This is a genomic window from Agromyces larvae, assembly GCF_022811705.1.
Classification (GTDB): domain Bacteria; phylum Actinomycetota; class Actinomycetes; order Actinomycetales; family Microbacteriaceae; genus Agromyces; species Agromyces larvae.
On record NZ_CP094528.1, the window covers coordinates 2,825,966 to 2,845,191 of the forward strand.

The 19,226-nt window shown below is 70.3% G+C and carries 15 protein-coding genes; 7 read left to right on the forward strand and 8 right to left on the reverse strand.

Features of this window, described 5'->3' with window-relative positions; genetic code table 11:
* Positions 1–269: 269 nt before the first annotated feature.
* Complete coding sequence (locus tag MTO99_RS13605; RefSeq protein WP_243554178.1) at positions 270–641, reverse strand: cupin domain-containing protein; 372 nt, start codon at positions 639–641, stop codon at positions 270–272.
* On the reverse strand, positions 638–2,089 hold the full coding sequence (locus tag MTO99_RS13610) for an MFS transporter (protein WP_290428387.1): 1,452 nt from the start codon (positions 2,087–2,089) through the stop codon (positions 638–640). Before MTO99_RS13610 ends, MTO99_RS13605 begins: the two co-directional genes overlap by 4 nt.
* Positions 2,090–2,400: 311 nt before the next feature.
* Here MTO99_RS13610 and MTO99_RS13615 point away from each other — a divergent pair, with 311 nt between their 5' ends.
* Positions 2,401–3,285 (forward strand): ABC transporter ATP-binding protein, encoded by an 885-nt coding sequence (locus tag MTO99_RS13615; RefSeq protein ID WP_243554179.1) that lies wholly within the window; start codon positions 2,401–2,403, stop codon positions 3,283–3,285.
* Positions 3,282–4,466, forward strand: coding sequence for an ABC transporter permease (locus MTO99_RS13620; protein WP_243554180.1), 1,185 nt, complete (start codon positions 3,282–3,284; stop codon positions 4,464–4,466). The genes MTO99_RS13615 and MTO99_RS13620 overlap by 4 nt, the downstream gene beginning before the upstream one ends.
* Here the strand turns inward: MTO99_RS13620 and MTO99_RS13625 are convergent.
* A complete protein-coding gene (locus MTO99_RS13625) occupies positions 4,444–8,409 on the reverse strand; it encodes a phage tail protein (RefSeq protein ID WP_243554181.1) in 3,966 nt (1,321 codons plus the stop codon). The genes MTO99_RS13620 and MTO99_RS13625 overlap by 23 nt on opposite strands.
* 115 nt (positions 8,410–8,524) lie before the next feature.
* On the opposite strand from MTO99_RS13625, the gene MTO99_RS13630 reads away from it, so the two are divergent.
* Entirely contained in the window at positions 8,525–9,601 is a 1,077-nt protein-coding gene (locus MTO99_RS13630; RefSeq protein WP_243554182.1) for a threonine aldolase family protein, read from the forward strand.
* Positions 9,602–9,702: 101 nt separating this feature from the next.
* Complete coding sequence (locus MTO99_RS13635; RefSeq protein ID WP_243554183.1) at positions 9,703–10,296, forward strand: nitroreductase family protein; 594 nt, start codon at positions 9,703–9,705, stop codon at positions 10,294–10,296.
* A gap of 212 nt (positions 10,297–10,508) precedes the next feature.
* Here MTO99_RS13635 and MTO99_RS13640 read toward each other — a convergent pair whose 3' ends face one another.
* The gene (locus MTO99_RS13640; RefSeq protein WP_243554184.1) at positions 10,509–10,982 is read right to left on the reverse strand and encodes an aromatic ring-opening dioxygenase LigA; all 474 of its coding nucleotides are present in this window, start codon (positions 10,980–10,982) and stop codon (positions 10,509–10,511) included.
* Positions 10,983–11,173: 191 nt separating this feature from the next.
* On the opposite strand from MTO99_RS13640, the gene MTO99_RS13645 reads away from it, so the two are divergent.
* Both MTO99_RS13645 and MTO99_RS13650 read left to right on the forward strand, forming a co-directional pair.
* Positions 11,174–12,448: an MFS transporter gene (locus MTO99_RS13645; protein WP_243554185.1), complete on the forward strand. Its 1,275-nt coding sequence runs from the start codon at positions 11,174–11,176 to the stop codon at positions 12,446–12,448.
* A 113-nt stretch (positions 12,449–12,561) separates the two neighbouring features.
* Positions 12,562–12,951, forward strand: coding sequence for a peptidoglycan-binding domain-containing protein (locus MTO99_RS13650; RefSeq protein WP_243554186.1), 390 nt, complete (start codon positions 12,562–12,564; stop codon positions 12,949–12,951).
* A gap of 153 nt (positions 12,952–13,104) precedes the next feature.
* Here the strand turns inward: MTO99_RS13650 and MTO99_RS13655 are convergent, their stop codons facing one another.
* Positions 13,105–15,339: an ATP-dependent Clp protease ATP-binding subunit gene (locus MTO99_RS13655; protein ID WP_243559105.1), complete on the reverse strand. Its 2,235-nt coding sequence runs from the start codon at positions 15,337–15,339 to the stop codon at positions 13,105–13,107.
* A gap of 208 nt (positions 15,340–15,547) precedes the next feature.
* Between MTO99_RS13655 and MTO99_RS13660 the strand changes: the two genes are divergently transcribed.
* The gene (locus tag MTO99_RS13660) at positions 15,548–16,576 is read left to right on the forward strand and encodes an LLM class flavin-dependent oxidoreductase (RefSeq protein WP_243554187.1); all 1,029 of its coding nucleotides are present in this window, start codon (positions 15,548–15,550) and stop codon (positions 16,574–16,576) included.
* Positions 16,577–16,595: 19 nt separating this feature from the next.
* On the opposite strand, the gene MTO99_RS13665 is transcribed toward MTO99_RS13660, so the two are convergent.
* The 3 genes from MTO99_RS13665 to MTO99_RS13675 are packed head-to-tail and all read right to left on the reverse strand — an operon-like array spanning position 16,596 to position 19,211.
* Positions 16,596–17,114, reverse strand: coding sequence for a GNAT family N-acetyltransferase (locus MTO99_RS13665; protein WP_243554188.1), 519 nt, complete (start codon positions 17,112–17,114; stop codon positions 16,596–16,598).
* A gap of 25 nt (positions 17,115–17,139) precedes the next feature.
* Positions 17,140–18,387 carry an enterochelin esterase domain-containing protein gene (locus MTO99_RS13670; protein ID WP_243554189.1) on the reverse strand — a complete coding sequence of 416 codons (1,248 nt, stop codon included), beginning with the start codon at positions 18,385–18,387 and terminating at the stop codon, positions 17,140–17,142.
* Positions 18,384–19,211 (reverse strand): ABC transporter ATP-binding protein, encoded by an 828-nt coding sequence (locus tag MTO99_RS13675; protein ID WP_243554190.1) that lies wholly within the window; start codon positions 19,209–19,211, stop codon positions 18,384–18,386. Before MTO99_RS13675 ends, MTO99_RS13670 begins: the two co-directional genes overlap by 4 nt.
* Between the last annotated feature and the right edge of the window lie 15 nt (positions 19,212–19,226).

Consider the following 19,226-nt stretch of genomic DNA (forward strand, 5'->3'; position numbering starts at 1 on the left):
GCACCCTTATGTTTGGCCGCACCTTCCTCGTCCCCGCGGAGACGAACCGCTTGGGATGCAATCACGGCGTCCGTGAGCGGGACCAGAACATATACGACTCATTTGGGCCGGCACACGTCGTCCCGCGCCCGACCGACGATTCGCTCGCGCCCGACTGGCATCCGGTTACGCTCGTCGAGCGCTACGGTCCGGGTCGCTGGTTCAGCGCGATCGAGCGCAGGGTCGTGACGATGCTCAGCCGCCCGCGGGACTGAACTCGACCGAGCCGATCAGCCGAGCTCGCGCACTTCGGCCGTTCGCACGCTGGGAGTATCGCCGGTGTTCACCGTGCCGCGCGGCTCGAGCAGCACGAGTTCGACCTCGCCGTCGGCGCGCGGGCAGTGTTCGACGCCCTTCGGCACCACGTACACGTCGCCGGGCCCGAGCTCGACGTCTCCGTCGCGCAGCTGGATGACGAGCGTGCCCGACACCACGAGGAACAGCTCGTCGGTCTCGGGGTGAGAGTGCCTGGTGAACTCGCCGAGCGCCTTCACGACCTTCACGTCGTAGTCGTTCACCCTCGCGAGCCGGTGCGGCGACCAGTGCTCGGAGAACGAGTCGAGTGCGGTGCGCAGGCTCCGCACGTCGTCTTGATTGGTCATCGGCCGGCCTCCACTTCGTCATCGGCATCCTGGACGATCGGCGAGGCATCCGACGAGGCGATCGACGAAGCATCCGCCGAAGCATCCGCCCCGGCCCCCGGCTCCACGCCGGGCGCATCCCCCGGGGCCGACTCGTACCGCTTCGACAACACGCGATACGACTTCGTCGTGAACGCGGCGAGCGCGAGCACCACCATCACCAGCCCGGCGAACACGAACACGAGCGCGATGCCGCGTGCGACACCGTCGCCGACCAGCCAGCCCCACGTACTCTGCCCGTCGGCGCCCTCCATGTAGGGGATGATCCAGAACTCGGCGATCGGCGCGATGAGGAACGCCGTGATCGGCGCAGCCGCAGCCTCGAACGCCTGGGCGAACCCGAACACGCGGCCCTGCGTGCGGAACGGCACCACCTTCTGGATGACGGTCTGCTCGGCCGCCTCCACCGCGGGGATGAGCATCATGTACAGCCAGATGCCGCCGGCGTACAGCCACCACCAGTCGCGCAGCGTGAACAGCGAGCCGAGCACGCCCATGATGACGACGAGCCACAGCATCGTGCGGATGGGGTTGCGGCCGAGCCCGACCTTCGCCACGACCGCACCGCCGATCAGGAACCCGGTCGCGGTGACGGCGAGCACGATGCCCCAGATCTCGACCGGGAACAGCTCGAGGCCGTACGGATCCATGAGCGCCATGTAGACGCCGCCGATCAGGTTGTTGAACGTCGAGAAGATGATGAGCGCGAACAGCCCCGACGCGGCCTTGATGGCCCTGATGCTGCCGCGCAGGTCGAACGTCGACGCGTGCTCGCCCTCGGCTGGCTCGGGCTTCGCCTCGGGGATGCGCACGAACGCGAGGTGCACGAGCGCGAGCAGCGTGAACCCGATCGCGATGACGAGGGTCCACCCCATGCCGAGCAGGCCGATCGCCAGCCCCGAGAACACGCTCGTCACGATGAATGCGAGCCCCTGCACCGTGCCGACGAGCCCGTTCGCGTTCGCGTGACGCTCGACCGGCACGAGCAGCGTCACCGTGGTCGACAGGGCGATGTTGCGCAAGTTCTCGACGACCGCGCCGAACAGGATGACCCCGGTGAACACCCAGAACCACGGCCCGCCCAGGTCGACGAGCGCCTCCTCGGGTTGCGCGAGATAGAGCCCGCCGGCCGCCGCGAACGCGGCCAGCGTGACGACGCTCGACACCAGCATCACCCGGTGCTTGCGATATCGGTCGACGAGCGTGCCGAACAGGATGCCGAACACCGCGACGAGCAGCATGTACGCGCCGCCGATGATGCCGGTCGCGAGCACGGATCTGGTCTCGAGGTACACCCAGAACGTCAGCGCGAACCACAGGAAGCTCGTGGTCACGTTCGCGATGAGCGTATTCACGAGCACCTGCAGGAAGGTGCGCATCCCCGTGGTCGAGGTCGTCGCCTCGGTCATCCTGCGAGCGTAGTCAGCACCTCCGACATCCGCTACAGGCTCCCCGAGCTCATCGAAGGGAGCGAATCCGCCTCGCTTCGACAGGCTCAGCGAGCTCGACAGGCTCAGCGAGCTCGACAGGCTCAGCGAGCTCGTCGAAGGGAACGAATCCGCCTCGCTTCGACAGGCTCAGCGAACTCGACAGGCTCAGCGAACTCGACAGGCTCAGCGAGCTCGACAGGCTCAGCGAGCCTCTCCACCGCAGGGCGGATGCCCCAAGACCCCCCATACGACGGATGCCTCGTCGGCGAGGCATCCGTACCGTGACATCCATGCTCGAACTCGACGGACTCACCAAGCGCTACGGCGACCGCCTCGCGCTCGACGGCGTCAGCTTCGCCGTCGGCGACGGCCGGCTCACCGGCTTCGTCGGCGGCAACGGCGCCGGCAAGACCACCACCATGCGGATCGTCCTCGGCGTGCTGGCCGCGGACGCCGGCGAGGTGCGGCTGGACGGCCGCGCGATCACGGTCGCCGACCGCCGCCGCTTCGGCTACATGCCCGAGGAGCGCGGCCTCTACCCCAAGATGAAGGTGCTCGAGCAGACGGTCTACCTCGCCCGGCTGCACGGCTGGTCGCAGGCGGCCGCCCGCCGCAACGCGACCGAGCTGCTCGAGCGGCTCGGGCTCGAAGAGCGACTGGATGACACGGTCGAGTCGCTCTCGCTCGGCAACCAGCAGCGCGCGCAGATCGCCGCCGCACTCGTGCACCGGCCCGACGTGCTGGTGCTCGACGAGCCGTTCTCGGGCCTCGACCCGATGGCGGTCGACGTCGTGCAGGGTGTGCTCGCCGACGCGGCCGCGCAGGGCGCGCCGGTGCTGTTCTCGAGCCACCAGCTCGACGTCGTCGAGCGGATCTGCGACGACCTCGTGATCATCGCCGACGGCCGCATCCGTGCCGCCGGGTCGCGCGACGCGCTGCGCGAAGAGCACGGCACCGCCCGCTGGGAGCTGCTCACCGGCGGCGACGCCGGCTGGGTGCGCGACGTACCCGGCATCGAGGTGGTCGGCTTCGACGGCGGATGGGCGCTCTTCGAAGCCGAATCGGATGCCTCGCGGCAGGCGGTGCTCGAAGAGGCCGTGCGCCGCGGCGATGTCGTCAGCTTCACCCGCGAGCAGACCACGCTCGCCCAGATCTTCAAGGAGGTCGTGCAATGAGCACCGCCGTTTCAGTGCAGAAGGAGCAGCACGAGCCGCGTTTCAGCGAAACCGTCGGGCTCGTCGCGTCGCGCGAGATCATGTCGCGGCTGCGCAGCAAGGCGTTCGTCATCTCGACGCTCGTGCTCATGCTCGCCGTGCTCGCATCGGTCGTGATCGGCTCGCTCGTGAGCGCCAACCAGGAGCCGCCGAAGGTCGCCGTCGTCGGCGAGGCATCCGACGCGGTCGCCGCGACCGGCCTGCGCTCGGAGCCCGCCGCCGACCTCGACGCGGCCGAGCAGTTGCTGCGCGACGGCGATGTCGACGCGATCGTGGCGCCCACGGCGCTGGTCGAGTCATCCGGCCTGCTCGACGACGCGACGACCGTGACCAGCGGCGCGGATGCCTCGCAGGCCGCATCGGAGGCCGCGTTCGACGTGACCGTGATCGGCCTCGACCAGGCACCCCGCGGCGTGGTGCAGGCGCTCGCGATCACGCCGCCGTTCGCGGTGCTCGACCCGGCGCCCGCCGACCCGCTGCTCGCGTACTTCGTCGCGCTGGGCTTCGGCATCGTGTTCTTCTTCTCGGCGATCACGTTCGGGTCGACGATCGCGCAGTCGGTGGTCGAAGAGAAGCAGACCCGCATCATCGAGATCCTGCTCTCGACGGTCTCGGCGCGGGTCCTGCTCACGGGCAAGGTGATCGGCAACAGCGTGATGGCGTTCGGGCAGATCATCGCGATCGCGGCGCTCGCGATCCTCGGGCTCGCGATCACCGGTCAGCGCGTGCTGCTCGGCGGGATCGGGCCGTCGGTGGTGTGGTTCGTGGTGTTCTTCGCGATCGGGTTCGTCATGCTCGCGGCGCTGTTCGCGGCGACGGCGGCGACCGTCTCGCGTGCCGAAGACGTGGGCAACGTGACCACGCCCGTGACGATGCTCGTGATGATCCCGTACTTCCTGGTGGTGTTCTTCAACGACAACGCAGCGGTGCTCACGATCATGAGCTACGTGCCATTCTCGGCGCCGATCGGCATGCCCGTGCGGATCTTCCTCGAGCAGGCCGAATGGTGGGAGCCGATCGTGTCGCTCGTGATCCTCGTCGCGACGACCGTGGTGGCGGTGCTCGTCGGCGAGCGGATGTACCGCAACTCGCTGCTGCGCACCGGGGCGCGGGTGAAGTTCAGCGAGGCGCTGCGCGGGTAGTTGCCCGTTCGGATGCCTCGGTCGCCGGGGCATCCTCCTCCCGGATCGTCTGTGCCGTCGAACGGGCGGCGAGACTCGCGGCGAGGAACTCGGCCACGTCGAGAAGCTGACGAAGTGCCGCGCCTTCGATCAGCGAGTCCGCCGGCGCCGGCGAACCGGGCCGGTTGTTCGCCTTGTGCTCTTCGTTCCGGGCCCACTTCGTGAGCTCCACGCGACTCGCGATCGGCCCCGAGAAGGCGGCCTTCACCGACTCGGCCACCTTCGCCGGGTTCTTCGCGTCGGGGTGGCCCTTCATGAGGTTCTTGAGCTTGCTGATGACCACGTTGTCGGCGCGCTTCTGCTTCTCGGTCTTCCGGTCGGCGGCGCCCTTGTAGATCATGATCGTGGTCATGCGGGCGTACATGCGCTTGCCCTCGGCCTTCGACACCCGATGCTTCGAGAAGTTGGCGAGGTAGGCCATGATCCAGGCGCGCGGCACGACGTGCTCGCTCTCGAGCCGGTCCTCCTTCGCCCGGGTGTCTTTGCCGCCGTATCCTCGGGATCCCTGATCCTTGTGCCGGCCGATCTCTCCGAGCACGCCTTTCTCGCCCTCGTCGGCGAACTGCTCGCTGGGCGGCACGCCCTGATAGCCGATCCGCTCCCACACGGCTTGGATGAGCTGGGCGAAGTCGGCGATGGCGGCCCGGGTCGCGGCATCGTTCGCGTCGGCGGCGTTCGCCGCGGCGGTCACGGTCGCAGCCTTGGCGATCAGCGCCTTCGCCTCGGCCGCGAGCTCGGGCCGCCCCTTCCGCTTGGCGGTCTCGGCAGCGGCGGCCTGGTGCACGGCGATGGGCGCTTCATGGCTCGCCACCGTGAGCACCGTTCCGCCCCCCGGTCGCGCGGCCAGCTTGAGCGTGTGCGCCTGGCCCTTGACGGAGAACGGCTTCTTGAACAGGCGCAGCACCTTCTGCTTCGCGGCCTCGGCCTTCCCCTTCACCCACGCCTTGCCGGCGGCGACCTTGGCCTTCACCTTCGTGCTGATGCCCTTGATGCCGCGGATGATCGGACCCGCGAGCTTGAGCCCGCCCTTGATGATCGCGTCGATGGCCTTGGTGATGGGCCGCTGGATGGCCTTCAGGATCGAGCGGATCTTCTCGCCGATGCCGCCGATGCCGAGCACGCTGGCCATGAAGCCGATGAGGATCGGCACCATGCGGCCGAGCGCCTGGTCGACCTTGTCGACGACGACGCTCACGTTGCCGCGCGCGATCTCGACGACGCCGTCGAGCACGGTGTTCACGAACTCGGCGATGCGGGCGGCGTTGTTCACGAAGAACATGACGACGTCGTAGATGAGCTTGCAGGCCTTGATGAACGCGGCGGCGGGGTTCAGCAGTCCGATCAGCCATTGGATGCCGGCGACGATGATCTTCGTCACGACGAAGTCCTGCAGCTGCTCCATGATCATGGCCTTGATGTCGCCGATCTTCTCGACGAGCTTCTGCCAGAGGCCGCCGACACCCTGATCCTTCAGCAGGGTGAAGACCTCGACGCCCTTCTCGACCGCGCCCATCGCGGTCTCGCCGATCTGCTTCACGATGCGGGTGCGGATGTTCGTCCAGGTCAGTCCGAAGACGGATGCCACGAGCTTGACGATCCCCTTGATGTCGAAGGTGTCGGGCAGTTCGATGCCGGCGTCGCCGAGCTGCCCGAAGAGCCATGCCATCAGGCCCTTCCTCAGGTGCGTCTCGATGCCGGCGAAGAACTTCTGGATGCCGCCCTTCACGCCGGCGATCAGGTTCCCGAGGAACCGCACCGGCGCGGCGACGATGTCGCCGATGACGCTCACTGCGCGCGCGAGCGCGTTGGTCAGCATGGCCACGAGCTCGCGGATGGTGTTGATGACGGCCTTGATCGCGCCGATCGCCTTGTCGACGAGTCCCTTGTTCTCGGCCTGCAGCGCCTCGATGCGCTCATCGAGGCCCGACCGGGCTTCGACGTACTTCGACGCGAGGGTCTCGACGACCTCGTTCTGCTTGTCGTTCACGTCGCTCTCGAGCTGTTCGAACCGGTCGCCGATCTCGGTCGCCGCTTCGGAGCCGACCTTCTGCAGGTCCTGCGGCAGCGACTTCACGTAGGCGGCGATCTCGGCGCGGCCCTTCGCGATGCGCTGCTTCGCCTTCGTGAGATCCGTGGCGACGATGTCCGCGACCCCCGAGATCACTCCGTCCATGCGCTTCAGGTACAGCTCGCGGCCGGCCTCGTAGAACTCGTCGACCTTGGCGGGCATGCCGAAGAGCTTGTCCTTGGCCCAGCGCAGGCCGCCGAGCCATCCGCCGTACCGATCCGCCTTGTAGGCCGACATCTTCTGCGAGACGTACGACTCGAACGCGGCGCGCGCCGATGCCTCACCGGTCTCGAACGCCTTCTCGACCTTCGGGTCGATGCCGTCGAGCAGCTGCTTCACGTCGGTCTCGGTGGCGGCGAAGATCGACTGGATCTTCGCGGTCACCTCGGCGCGCTTCTGCTCGTCCTTCGACTTCGCCTTGCCCTTCTGCGCGACGAGCTGCGCGAGGGCGGCGACCTTCGACCCCTGCATGCCCTGCATGCCCGCCGCGGCGGTGGCCGAGGCATCCGCCTTGCTCTGCTCGATGGTGGCCTGCTCCTGCGCGCGATACTCTGCGGGGGCGGTGTCGGCGTGCTTGGCGGCCTCCTGCTTGTCGGCCAGCGCGCCCTGGAACTCGGGCTCGTTCGACTCGGCCAGCTGCTGGTCGGTGACGTTCGCCTGCGCCATCTCGTCGCCGACCTGCTGCTTGCCGGCCTGCAGGTTGGTCTGCTCTGGCGGTGCGGGCTTCGGCACGGCTCCGGCGGCGGGCACGGATGGCGCGGGGCCCGGGTTCTCGGGCGCGAGCGGCGTCACGGGCTTGGCGACCGCCTTCGAGGTGTCGGGCGGAGCATCCGTCGCCTGTTCGATGTCCTTCGCCGACTCGTTCGTGCCCTGGCCGACGAGCCCCTTGATCTCGCCCTTCACGTCGCCGGCCTTGCCCGACTTCGCCGCGTCGTCGGCCTCTTTCAGCGTCTTCGGCGACTTCGCCTCGATCGCGGCCTTCACCGCGGCGATGAACGCCTTCTTGTCGAACGTCCCGGGCTGCTGCGCGTCCATCTGGTCGGCCTTGGCGGCCTTCGCCTGCCCGGCCATATCGTCGGCGGGCGCGACCGCGGCGCCCTGCGCCTCCTGCGCCTTCGACGCGGCGGTGGGGTGGGCCCGCTTCGCGGCAGCCGTCGCCTTCACGCCGCCGGTGACCTTCGCGAACGCGGGATCCTGCGCGGGCTTGGTGTGCGCGGGCGGCTCGGGCGGGAGCAGCAGCTTGTCGGCGCTGAGCGGTGCGGATGCCGCGGCGCCCGCGGCGGCGAGACCGGCGCCGGCACCACCGCCCGCGATCACCGCGCCGGGCGCGCCCGCGCCCGCTACCGGCTTCGCACCTTTGGCGCCCCCGACTGCGGGCTTCGGCTTCGCCGCCGCCGCTTTGCCGAGCGGCGAAATCGCCGGCACCGGCTTCGGCGGCGGCACGGGCTTCTTCGCCGCGACCGAGCCCGGGCCGAACCCCGTCTTCGTCACGGCGAGCGCCGCAGCCGGCGGTTTGGTGCCCTCGAGGTCGACGGGGACGCCGACCGCCTTGGCCTGCTTGAGCCCCCGCTCGACGGTGTCGATCGCCGGCTCATCGCGGCGCAGTTCACGCAGCGCGGCGTCGATCTCGGATCCCGCCTGCTCGCTCGGCCACTTCAGCTTCGCCGACATGAGCGCGCTGACCGCCGCGTTGCCTGCGGTGCGCTGCAGCGCGAGCACCGCGCCGGCTCGGCCCGCGGGGCCGTGCGGTGCCGTGCCGGCGCCCCGATGCCGGGCGTCGGCGAGCGCGCTGGTCACGGCAGCCCTCGTGGCGACCGAGTGCGGTGCGCCGGCCATGCTTCGAGTCTCGCCGAGGGTCGCGGCATCCGACCCGCCCGCGACGCACCCGATGGGGCACGCCCGGCCGCCCGATCGGGCACCCCCACCCTCCCGCCGATGCAAGGATGGTTCGGTGAACCAGCTCCACGACACGGCTATCCGCGACTTCGCCAGCGACAACTACTCCGGTGTGCACCCCGAGGTGCTCGACGCGATCGCCGCGGCGAACGGCGGCCACCAGGTCGCCTACGGCGAAGACCAGTACACCGAGCGTCTGCAACAGGTGTTCGCGCAGCACTTCGGCGAGGGCGTCGAGGCGTTCCCGGTGTTCAACGGCACCGGCGCGAACGTGACCGCGCTGCAGTCGATGCTGCCCCGCTGGGGTGCGGTCATCAGCGCGAAGACGGCGCACATCAACTCCGACGAGGGCGGTGCGCCCGAGCGCGTCGGCGGCATGAAGCTGCTGACCGTCGAGACGCCCGACGGCAAGCTCACGCCCGAGCTCGTCGACCGCGAGGCGTGGGGCTGGGGCGACGAGCACCGCGCGCAGCCGGTCGTCGTGTCGATCACGCAGACCACCGAGCTCGGCACGGCGTACACCGCCGACGAGATCCGTGCGCTCGCCGATCATGCCCACGGGCACGGCATGAAGCTGCACCTCGACGGCGCCCGCCTCGCGAACGCGGCGGCATCGCTCGACCTGCCGCTGCGCGCGTTCACCCGCGACGCCGGCGTCGACGTGCTGAGCTTCGGCGGCACCAAGAACGGTGCGCTCGGCGCCGAGGCGATCGTGGTGCTGAACCCCGAGGCATCCGAGGGGCTGATCTACCTGCGCAAGCTCAACATGCAGCTCGCGTCGAAGATGCGGTTCGTGTCAGCCCAGCTGATCGCGCTGCTCGACGGCGATCTGTGGCTGCGCAGCGCCGCGCATGCGAACGCGATGGCCCGCCGCCTGCGCGACGCGCTCGACGCCGGCATCGCGTCGGGCGAGCTGCACGGGCTCGGCTTCACGCAGCAAACTCAGTCGAACGGCGTGTTCGCGACGCTGCCCGCGGGGGTGGCCGACAAGCTGCGGGCGTGCGGGTTCCGGTTCTACGACTGGGATGCCTCGCGCAACGAGGTGCGCTGGATGTGCTCGTTCGACACGGCCGAGGCCGACATCGACGCGTTCGTCGCCGCGATCCGCGAGGAACTCGCGGCCGCGAACTGACCCTGGGGAATACGTCCAGGTTCGATACGTTTGAATGGAGCGGGTCGATGGCGCCCCGAGCTCCATCCGAATCATCCGTACCGTTCGAAAGCTGCACCGCCATGACGCTCGTCACCGACCTCACGTCGCGCAAGGCCGACACCACCGCACCGCTCATCGATCCCCTCATCGAGCGGTGGAGCCCCCGCGCCTACGACCCCGCTGCCGAGGTCTCGACCGACGTGCTGCGCACCATCCTCGAAGCCGCGCGCTGGGCGCCGTCGGCGAACAACACGCAGCCGTGGCGCTTCATCGTCGCCCGCCGCGGCGGCGACGCGTTCACGACCGTGCATGACGCGCTGATGGGGTTCAACCGGGCCTGGGCCGACTCCGCCGCCGTGCTCATCGTGAACCTCGCCGAGACCGTCGACGACGAGGGCCGCCAGCGTCCGTGGGCGCGCTACGACCTCGGCCAGGCCGTCGCGCACCTCACCGTGCAGGCGCAGCACGAGGGCCTGCACACCCACCAGATGGGCGGGTTCGACGGCGCCCGCCTCGCCGAGGCGTTCGGGCTCGGCGAGCACGTCGAGGTCGTCTCCGTCACCGCGATCGGCGTGCTCGGCGACGTCGACGCGCTGTCCGAGACGCTGCGCGAGCGCGAGGTCGCCCCCCGCTCGCGCAAGCCGCTCGAGGAGCTGGTGGTCGCCGCGGGCTGAGGTCGCCCGGTACGGCCTGGGGGCCTGGCGCGCGCGGGCCGAGGCGGTGTGCCGTTCGCGCGCCCGCGCCGCACGGAGGAGTTCTGGTGCGACACGCCGGGCCGCTCCCGCGACACGCCGCTCGGCCCTCCGGATCTCCTACGACGTGCGCATCACGTGCGCCGGTCGGGCCGGTCGGATGTCTCGACCGCTCGTGATCGACGGCGGCCCGTTCAGCTCGCAGTTCTGGGCAACGGTGGCACGAGCGCGCGCAACGCCCAACCGAACAGCAGGAACAGCAGACCCGCCGCGGCCGCGAACAACGCGACCCCGTACGAGACGACCGACGTGAACAGCGACGCGCGCAGGAACGACGCGTTCGCCATCGTCGCCCGCACCGGGTCGTCCTGCGAGAGCTGGGCGAAGGTCTTGCCGCCGCTCGCGGCGAGCGCGTGCTCGCGGATGATCTCGGCCTGCACATAGGCGGTCAGCGGGCCGCTGACCTGCTGCCCCTGGAAGGCCATCGCGTCGTCGGGCACCGTGATGCTCTCGGCACGCAACTCGGTGGTCACCATGATCCACGCCAGGATCGCCACGATGATGAGCAGGATGCCGCCGATGATGCCGGCGAGCCCCACCAATCGCACCCCCTTCACGCGTCCGGCACTCAGCACCGCGGTGCCTGTCTCGAAATCCTCTGCGGACATGGCGGCCTCCCCTCGTCGCGCCTCGTTCCCCCGGGGCGTCTGCGCTCACGTTATCGAGCGGCGGCGGCCGGAGGGAAGCGCCGCGCGCAACGAGCGTGCGACTCGACGGCTCGGCGAGGCGCCCCGCGACCCCGCATGCGCACGCTCACGTGCGTGCACCCCTGTCGGGGGGTTGCGGCAGAATGTCCCGAGTGATCAGCGCGCGCTCCTTCTGGCACTCCCTTCCCATCGAGGGGCGGTGGCTGCTGTCGACGGTCGCATTCCAGACCCTCGGGCGCGGGCTCACCCTGCCGTTCACGATCATCTACCTGCACGAGGTGCGCGGGTTCGACCTCGGGTTGTCGGGGTTCCTGATGAGCCTCATCGCCATCGTCGCCCTGGCCATCGCAGCGCCGAGCGGCACCCTGATCGACCGGTTCGGCGCACGCGTCGTGCTGCTCGTGGGCCTCGTCGCGATGATCATCGGCTGCGTGCTGCTCGCGTACGCGACGAACGCGATCGTCGCCGGCGTCGCACTCGTGCTCATCGGCCTGAACTTCGGCGTCTCGTGGATCGGGTTCAACGCCATCATCGCGACGCTCGTGCAGGGCGACCTTCGGCAGCAGTACTTCGGCGTGAACTTCGCACTCGTCAACCTCGGCATCGGGGTGGGCGGCATCATCGGCGGGTTCTTCGTCGACGTCACGCGTCCCGAGACCTTCACGGCGATCTTCCTGGTGGATGCCGCGACGAACCTCATCCCGATGGCGCTGTTGCTCGGGCCGCTGCGGCGGGTGCGCACGCACGGCGACGCCGAGGCGCGGCACGAGACGCCGGCCGAGGGCTACCGTCAGATCCTGCGCCGTCCCGAGGTGCTGTGGGTCACGCTGCTCACGTTCGTGGCGATGTTCATCGGCTACGGGCAGATGGAGGGCGGCTTCCCGGCGTTCGCGCGGCAGGTCTCCGGGGTGTCGACGCAGATCATCGGGTTCTCGTTCGCGGTGAACACGGCGGTCATCGTGCTGCTGCAGTTCACGGTGCTGCGGTTCATCACGGGCAAGCGGCGCACCCGGGTGATGCAGGTGATGGCGCTGGTGTGGGGCGTGTCGTGGCTCATCCTCGGTGCGACCGGCCTGCTGCCCGACTCGCTCGCCGCGGCGATCGGCGTGCTCGCGTTCATGGGTGTCTTCGCCTTCGGCGAGACGATGCTGCAGCCGACGGTGCCGGCGGTCTACAACGACCTCGCGAGCGATCGCAGCCGCGGGCGGTACAACGCGATCAACTCGGCGGCGTTCCAGGGCGGCGCCATCCTGGGGCCGATCGCGGCCGGGCTCCTGCTCGACCACGATCTGCAGGCGGGCTACATCGCGACGATGGTGATCGGATGCCTCGCCATCGCAGTGCTCGCGATCGCGCTGGAACGGCGCATCGCCCCCGACGTGAACGGCGTGCCCGAACCCGAGCCGGCGGCGTCACCCGCCGAGTAGGCGCGGCCGCACAGCAACAGGATGCGCAAGACAGCGTCTGAGTCGCGTCGTGCTGATTCGGCGCTGTGGAGAGCACGCGCATGCCGTGCGGCCAGCCGCGCTAACATCTCGGCGTGAATCTCGTAAAGAAGACCTTCTCGGTGCTCGGCGGCGTCGCCCTCGCGGCAACCCTCGCCGTAGCACCGGTCAGCCCTGCCGCCGCGGCGACGGATTGCGTCGACAACGTCTACAAGTACGGCGGATACTCCAGCTGTGTCGGCGACATCCAGAAGATCCTGAACCTGGCGCACTCGGTCCAGGGCAGCTACCGCCTGAAGGTCGACAACTCCTTCGGCGCCAACACCCGCAACTCCGTCAAGTGGTTCCAGTCGTCGAAGGGGCTCACCGCCGACGGCGTCGTCGGCCCGAAGACCTGGCAGGCGCTCTGCGCACACAAGTTCGGCTACGGCACGGCGGCATTCCTCAAGTCGGCATACGCCGCGCAGGACCACGCCGGCTGCTGAGGCGCACACACGCAGACCTTCCGGGCCCCGCCTGCACCGGCAGGCGGGGCCCTTCGTCTCCCCGGCGTCGACGCGCGGTCCTGGGGGCGACGCGATCACCCTCCGCTGGACGAGGAGCGGATGGGGATGAGACGCGGGCGGCGGGCGCCGCGCCTACTCCACGATCTCGGCGTCGATCACGTCGTCATCCGGGGCATCCGACGCCTCCGAGGCATCCGGCCGCGCGATCGCCTCACCGCGCGTGACGGTGAGCGACTCCCCGTCGGGCGCGAGCCCGACGACGACCGCGTCGCCGTCGTGGATCTCACCCGAGAGCAGCGCCCGTGCCAACCGGTCGTCGATCTCCTTCTGCATGAGCCGGCGCAGCGGGCGTGCGCCGTACAGCGGGTCGTAGCCGCGTTCGGCGAGCCAGGCGCGCGCGTCGGGCGTGACCCCGAGCTCGAGCCGGCGCTCGTGCAGCCGCCGCCCGAGCCGGTCGATGTAGAGGTTCACGATCTCGGCGAGCTCCTCCTCCGAGAGCGCGCTGAACACGACGATGTCGTCGAGCCGGTTCACGAACTCGGGCTTGAACGACTGGCGCACGGCGGCCTGCACCGCCGCCTCCTTCTCATCCCACGAGAGGGTGGGGTCGATGAGGTACTGCGACCCGAGGTTCGACGTGAGGATGAGGATGACGTTGCGGAAGTCGACCGTGCGGCCCTGCCCGTCGGTGAGGCGGCCGTCGTCGAGCACCTGCAGCAGCACGTCGAACACCTCGGGGTGCGCCTTCTCGACCTCGTCGAGCAGGATCACGCTGTACGGCCGCCGACGCACCGCCTCGGTGAGCTGGCCGCCCTGCTCGTACCCGATGTACCCGGGAGGGGCGCCGACGAGCCGTGAGACCGAGAACTTCTCGCCGTACTCGCTCATGTCGATGCGCACCATCGCGTGCTCGTCGTCGAACAGGAACTCGGCGAGCGCCTTCGCCAGCTCGGTCTTGCCGACACCGGTCGGGCCGAGGAACAGGAACGACCCGGTCGGACGATTGGGGTCGCTGAGCCCGGCGCGCGAGCGGCGTACGGCATCGGCGACGGATGCCACGGCCGCCTTCTGCCCGATGAGCCGCTTGCCGAGCTCGGCCTCGAGGTGCAGCAGCTTCTCCATCTCGCCCTGCAGCAGGCGGCCGACGGGGATGCCGGTCCACGCCGAGATGACCGCGGCGATGTCCTCCTCGGTCACCTGCTCGTTGACCATGCGGGGCTCATCGGTCGCTGAGCCCGTCGAAGCATCCGCCTGCTCGGCCTCGGCGATGTCGCGCCCGAGCTGGGCGATCGTCTCGTACTCGAGTTGCGACGCCCGCGCGTAGTCGCCGGCGCGCAGCGCGAGGTCGCGCTGGGTGATCGCCTCGTCGAGCCGCTTCTTCAGCTCGCCGACCCGGTTGAGGCCCTGCTTCTCGCGGCTCCACCGCGCTTCGAGGGCCGCGAGCTCGCGCTCCTTGTCGACGAGGGTCTCGCGCAGCTTCGCGAGCCGCTCTTTCGACGCGTCATCCTTCTCTTTCTTCAGGGCGAGCTCTTCGAGCTTCATGCGGTCGACCTCGCGCTTCAGCTGGTCGATCTCGACGGGGCTCGAGTCGATCTCCATCTTGAGGCGGCTCATCGCCTCGTCGACGAGGTCGATGGCCTTGTCGGGCAGCTGGCGCGCCGAGATGTACCGGTTCGAGAGGGAGGCCGCGGCGACGAGCGCGGCGTCGGTGATCGTGACGCCGTGGTGCGCCTCGTACCGGCCGCGCAGGCCGCGCAGGATCGCGATGGTGTCTTCGACGCTGGGCTCGCCGACGTACACCTGCTGGAAGCGGCGCTCGAGCGCCGCATCCTTCTCGATGAACTCGCGGTACTCGTTGAGCGTGGTCGCGCCGATGAGGTGCAGCTCGCCGCGGGCGAGCATGGGCTTCAGCATGTTGGATGCCGCGACCGATCCCTCACCGCCGCCGGCGCCCATCAGCAGGTGCAGCTCGTCGACGAAGGTGATGATCTCGCCCTCGGCCTCGTCGATCTCTTTGAGCACGCTCTTCAGCCGCTCTTCGAACTGACCGCGGTACATGGCGCCCGCGACGAGCGCGGAGATGTCGAGCGAGACGAGCCGCTTGTTCTTCAGGCTCTCGGCGACGTCGCCCGCGACGATGCGCTGCGCGAGCCCCTCGACGACCGCGGTCTTGCCGACGCCGGGCTCGCCGATGAGCACGGGGTTGTTCTTGGTGCGCCGGGTGAGCACCTGGCTGACGCGGCGGATCTCGGAGTCGCGGCCGATCACCGGGTCGAGTTTGCCGGCCTTCGCGAGCGCGGTGAGGTCGACGCCGAACTGTTCCAGCGCCGACTTCTGCTCGTCCTGCGAGCTCGGCGCGCCCTGCATGTTCGCCACAGGCGGTATCCCTTCTCTTCAAACTTGAGTCTATCCAACTCAACTTTGCGATCCAGGGCGAGTATTCCCCACTTGCTCACGCTAGACGGATGCCTCGCGGCTGTCACCTGTCGGGCGCGCCCGGAACCCCAGCCGCCGGTTCGGCTGGCAGCACGCCACCCGCCGGAATAGCCCCCGGCACCCCCGCGTTGCCCCCGACGTGCGACGCTTCGGGACTCTCTCCTTCGGCCACTACGGACCCATCGGCGCCGGGCGCCATCTCTCCGCCGCCGACTCGATGCTGCAGGCGGTCGAGCTCGCGCAGGGCATGGACGAGCTCGGCGTGAACGGCGCGTACTTCCGCGTGCACCACTTCGCCCGCCAGCAGTCGTCGCCGATGCCGCTGCTCGCCGCGATCGCCGCGCGCACCGAGCACATCGAGGTCGGCACCGGCGTCATCGACATGCGGTACGAGAACCCGCTGCACCTCGCCGAGGAGGCGGCCGCGGTCGACCTCCTCTCGGGCGGCCGGCTCGCGCTGGGCGTGAGCCGCGGGTCACCCGAGAGCGTCGTGCGCGGATACGAGGCGTTCGGCTACACGGGCTCCGAAGACCCGCGCGGCGCCGACATCGCCCGCGACCACTTCGCGAGGTTCCTGCAGGCGATCGAGGGCGAAGGGCTCGCCGAGCGGGATGCCGCGTCGCCGTTCGGCGGGGGCACGGGCATGCAGCGCATCGAGCCCTACTCCGAAGGGCTGCGCTCGCGGGTGTGGTGGGGCGCCGGCAACCGCGACTCCGCCGAGTGGGCGGGCCGGACGGGCGTCAACCTCATGTCGTCGACGCTGCTCACCGAAGATCGCGGCATCCCGTTCGACGAACTGCAAGCTCAGCAGATCGAGGCGTTCCGTGCCGCGTGGCGCGAAGCGGGGCATCCGGGCGAGCCCCGCGTGTCGGTGAGCCGCTCGATCTTCCCGATCACGACGGCCGAGGACGAGCTGTACTTCGGCGGTCGCCAGGACGGCGACGGCGTCGGCGTGATCGACGGCATCCGCTCGACGTTCGGCAAGACCTACGCGGGCACGCCCGACCGGCTGGTCGACCAGTTGCAGCGGGATGCCGCGATCCAGGCGGCCGACACGCTCATGCTCACCATCCCGAGCCAGCTCGGCGTCGAGTTCAACCTGCGACTCGTCACGGCCTTCGCCGAGCACGTCGCCCCGAGCCTCGGCTGGGAGTCGACGCGCGACTGAGCGACGCCGCGCGCGGGCTTCACCCCCGTGGCACCGCGTACTTGAACCCGCGGTGCGACCCCGCGAAGCCGAGACGCTCGTAGAAGCGGTGCGCATCGACACGTCGGTCGTCGCTGGTGAGCTGCACGAGCGCGACGCCGAGGCGCGGGGCTGCGACCTCGGTCACCCACCGCATCATCGCGCCGCCGATGCCCGCCGACCGCAGGTCGCTGCGCACCCGCACCGCTTCGATGTGCAGGCGCGTGGCCCCGCCGCGGGTCATCCCCGGGATGACCGTGAGCTGCATCGTGCCCACGACGCCGTCCACGGGGTGGTCGGCGACCACGATCGTGTTCGCCGGGTCGCCGATGACCGACTCGAGGCCGCGCAGGTAAGCCGCACGGTCCACGGTGTCGGCGCCGTGCCCGCGCGCGACCGTGAGGTCGTCGTCGGTGAGCAGCCGGATGATCGCGTCGACGTCGTCGGGTCGCGCGGTGCGCAGCACCGCATCGGGGATGGTGGGCGAGAGCGATGCGGGCAGGTCGAGGGCGTTCAGCACGCATCCAGTCTGCACGGCGACGGATTCAGCGCGCGTCGAGCTCGTCGAGGGCGTCGAACAGGCCGGTGCGCCACCAGGCGTAGTCGTGCCCGCCCGTGTACGCACGCAACGTCACGTCGCCGCCGGCCGCGCGGGCGGCATCGGCGAAACTGTGCGCGAGGTCGAGCATGCCGGCCTCCTCGGTTCCGGCCTGCACCGCGAACCGCCCCGAGACGGATGCTTCGGCGAGCCGCCGCACGAGATCGCCCACCTGTCCGGCGGGCACCCGCAACTCCTCGTCGGCCCGGAAGTGGAACGACCCGGACTGCACGATCGCCGTCGCCGCGAGGTCGGGACGCAGGGCCGTCACGGATGCCGCGGCGAGCCCGCCGTAGCTCTGCCCGGCGACGACGACCTGCGACGGGTCGGGGAGTCCGCCGATCAGCGCGGCGACGGCGGGCAGCACCTCGGTCTCGAGATGCGCGATCACGCGCTCCGGATGCGGCAGCAGCGCCGCGCGGCGGGCGAGGTCCCCCGACGGCACGAGCACCACGGTCGCGGGCGGAGCGAGGTGCCGCGCGAGCGCCTCGCGCACACCGGCCCCGGCCCAGTGCTCGCCGTCGAAGAGCAGCAGCACCCGCCCATCGGCGGCGCCGGCCGGGCGCAGCACGGTGAGCGAGGTGTCGCCGTCGATCGGCACGACCTCGGCGCGCACCTCGCGCGGCTCCCGCGGGGTGCGCGCCTCCCAGGCCGGATGCACCCGCGCACCCGGCATGACCAGCACCGACGACCGGGTGCCGAGCGGGTTCGGCAGTTCGCGCGGGTTGCGGGGGTCGGGACATCCCAGCCGGTGGATGCTCCGCCAGCCCGCATGCGTCAGGCCCGCGTCGCGGGGCAGGTGCGGCGCGCTCGCGAAGCGGTAACTGGCGACCAGGTCGTCGGGCAGCAGGTAGGCGATGACGCCGAGCGGGGCGTCGGAGCCGACCGCCACGGGAACCCGCTCGAGCAGCGCCGGACCGAGGTCGTGGCGATGCCCGTCGGTGATGCCGTTCAGGTGGATCATGCCCTCGTGCCCCGCCGGCAGGTCCGCGACGAACGTGACCTCGCGGAGCATCCGGCCGTCGTCGGAGAAGGACCGACGACCGAACACGGGCCACGTCGGCGACACCGCCTCGGGCCGCTCCCCGGCGAGCAGGCGCGCCCGAGCGTCGGAGTCGGCCCGCCGAGGCGCCGGCCGGGCCGGTCGGCGTGCGCCCGCGGCATCCGATCTGCCCATCGTGGCCGGCGCGCTCACGCGACCGCCGCCCGCCCGGGCAGCGGCACGACCAAGGGGGTGCCCGTCAGCGGATCGGGCACGACCTGCGCGCGCAACCCGAAGACCTCCTCCACGAGCTCGGCGGTCACGAGCTCGCCGGGCGGACCCTCGGCGACGACGCGTCCATCGCGCATCGCGATGAGGTGGGTCGCATACCGGCAGGCCTGATCGACGTCGTGCAGCACGGCGACGACCGTCTTGCCGGCGGCGTGCAGGTCGCGGCAGAGCTCGAGCACCTCGATCTGATGGGTGAGGTCGAGGAACGTCGTGGGCTCGTCGAGCAGCACGAGATCGGTCGACTGGGCGAGCACCATCGCGAGCAGCACGCGCTGACGCTGCCCGCCCGAGAGCTCGTCGACGAGCCGGTCGGCCAGGTCGTCGACGCCCGTCGCCGCCATCGCGTGCGCCACCGCCCGTTCGTCGTCGGTCGACCACTGCCGCAGCATCCGCTGGTGCGGGAACCGCCCGCGCGCGATGAGGTCGGCCACCGAGATGCCGTCGGGCGGCACGACCGACTGCGGCAGCAGCGCGAGCGCGCGGGCGAACTCCTTCGGGCGGTACGCATCGACGTCGCGCCCGTCGAGCGTCACCGCCCCGGCCGACGGCCGGAGCTGACGGGCGAGCGCGCGCAGCACAGTCGACTTGCCGCACGCGTTCGGCCCGATGATGACGGTGAAGCCGCCGTCGGGAATGCGCACGGCCAGGTCGTGCACGACGTCGCGTCCGTCGTAGGCCAGGCGCAGCGAGGATGCCTCGAGGCGCGCCTCGTGCGCATCGCGGGGGTGTGCGGATGTCTCGTGCACGGTGTGTCCTCCGGG

What these genes read in the sequence shown, in the direction of transcription:
- MTO99_RS13605 (WP_243554178.1), bottom strand. Translation starts at nt 641, where the DNA reads ATGACCAATCAAGACGACGTGCGGAGCCTGCGCACCGCACTCGACTCG.
- MTO99_RS13610 (WP_290428387.1), bottom strand. Translation starts at nt 2,089, where the DNA reads ATGACCGAGGCGACGACCTCGACCACGGGGATGCGCACCTTCCTGCAG.
- MTO99_RS13615 (WP_243554179.1), top strand. Translation starts at nt 2,401, where the DNA reads ATGCTCGAACTCGACGGACTCACCAAGCGCTACGGCGACCGCCTCGCG.
- MTO99_RS13620 (WP_243554180.1), top strand. Translation starts at nt 3,282, where the DNA reads ATGAGCACCGCCGTTTCAGTGCAGAAGGAGCAGCACGAGCCGCGTTTC.
- MTO99_RS13625 (WP_243554181.1), bottom strand. Translation starts at nt 8,409, where the DNA reads ATGGCCGGCGCACCGCACTCGGTCGCCACGAGGGCTGCCGTGACCAGC.
- MTO99_RS13635 (WP_243554183.1), top strand. Translation starts at nt 9,703, where the DNA reads ATGACGCTCGTCACCGACCTCACGTCGCGCAAGGCCGACACCACCGCA.
- MTO99_RS13640 (WP_243554184.1), bottom strand. Translation starts at nt 10,982, where the DNA reads ATGTCCGCAGAGGATTTCGAGACAGGCACCGCGGTGCTGAGTGCCGGA.
- MTO99_RS13655 (WP_243559105.1), bottom strand. Translation starts at nt 15,339, where the DNA reads ATGCAGGGCGCGCCGAGCTCGCAGGACGAGCAGAAGTCGGCGCTGGAA.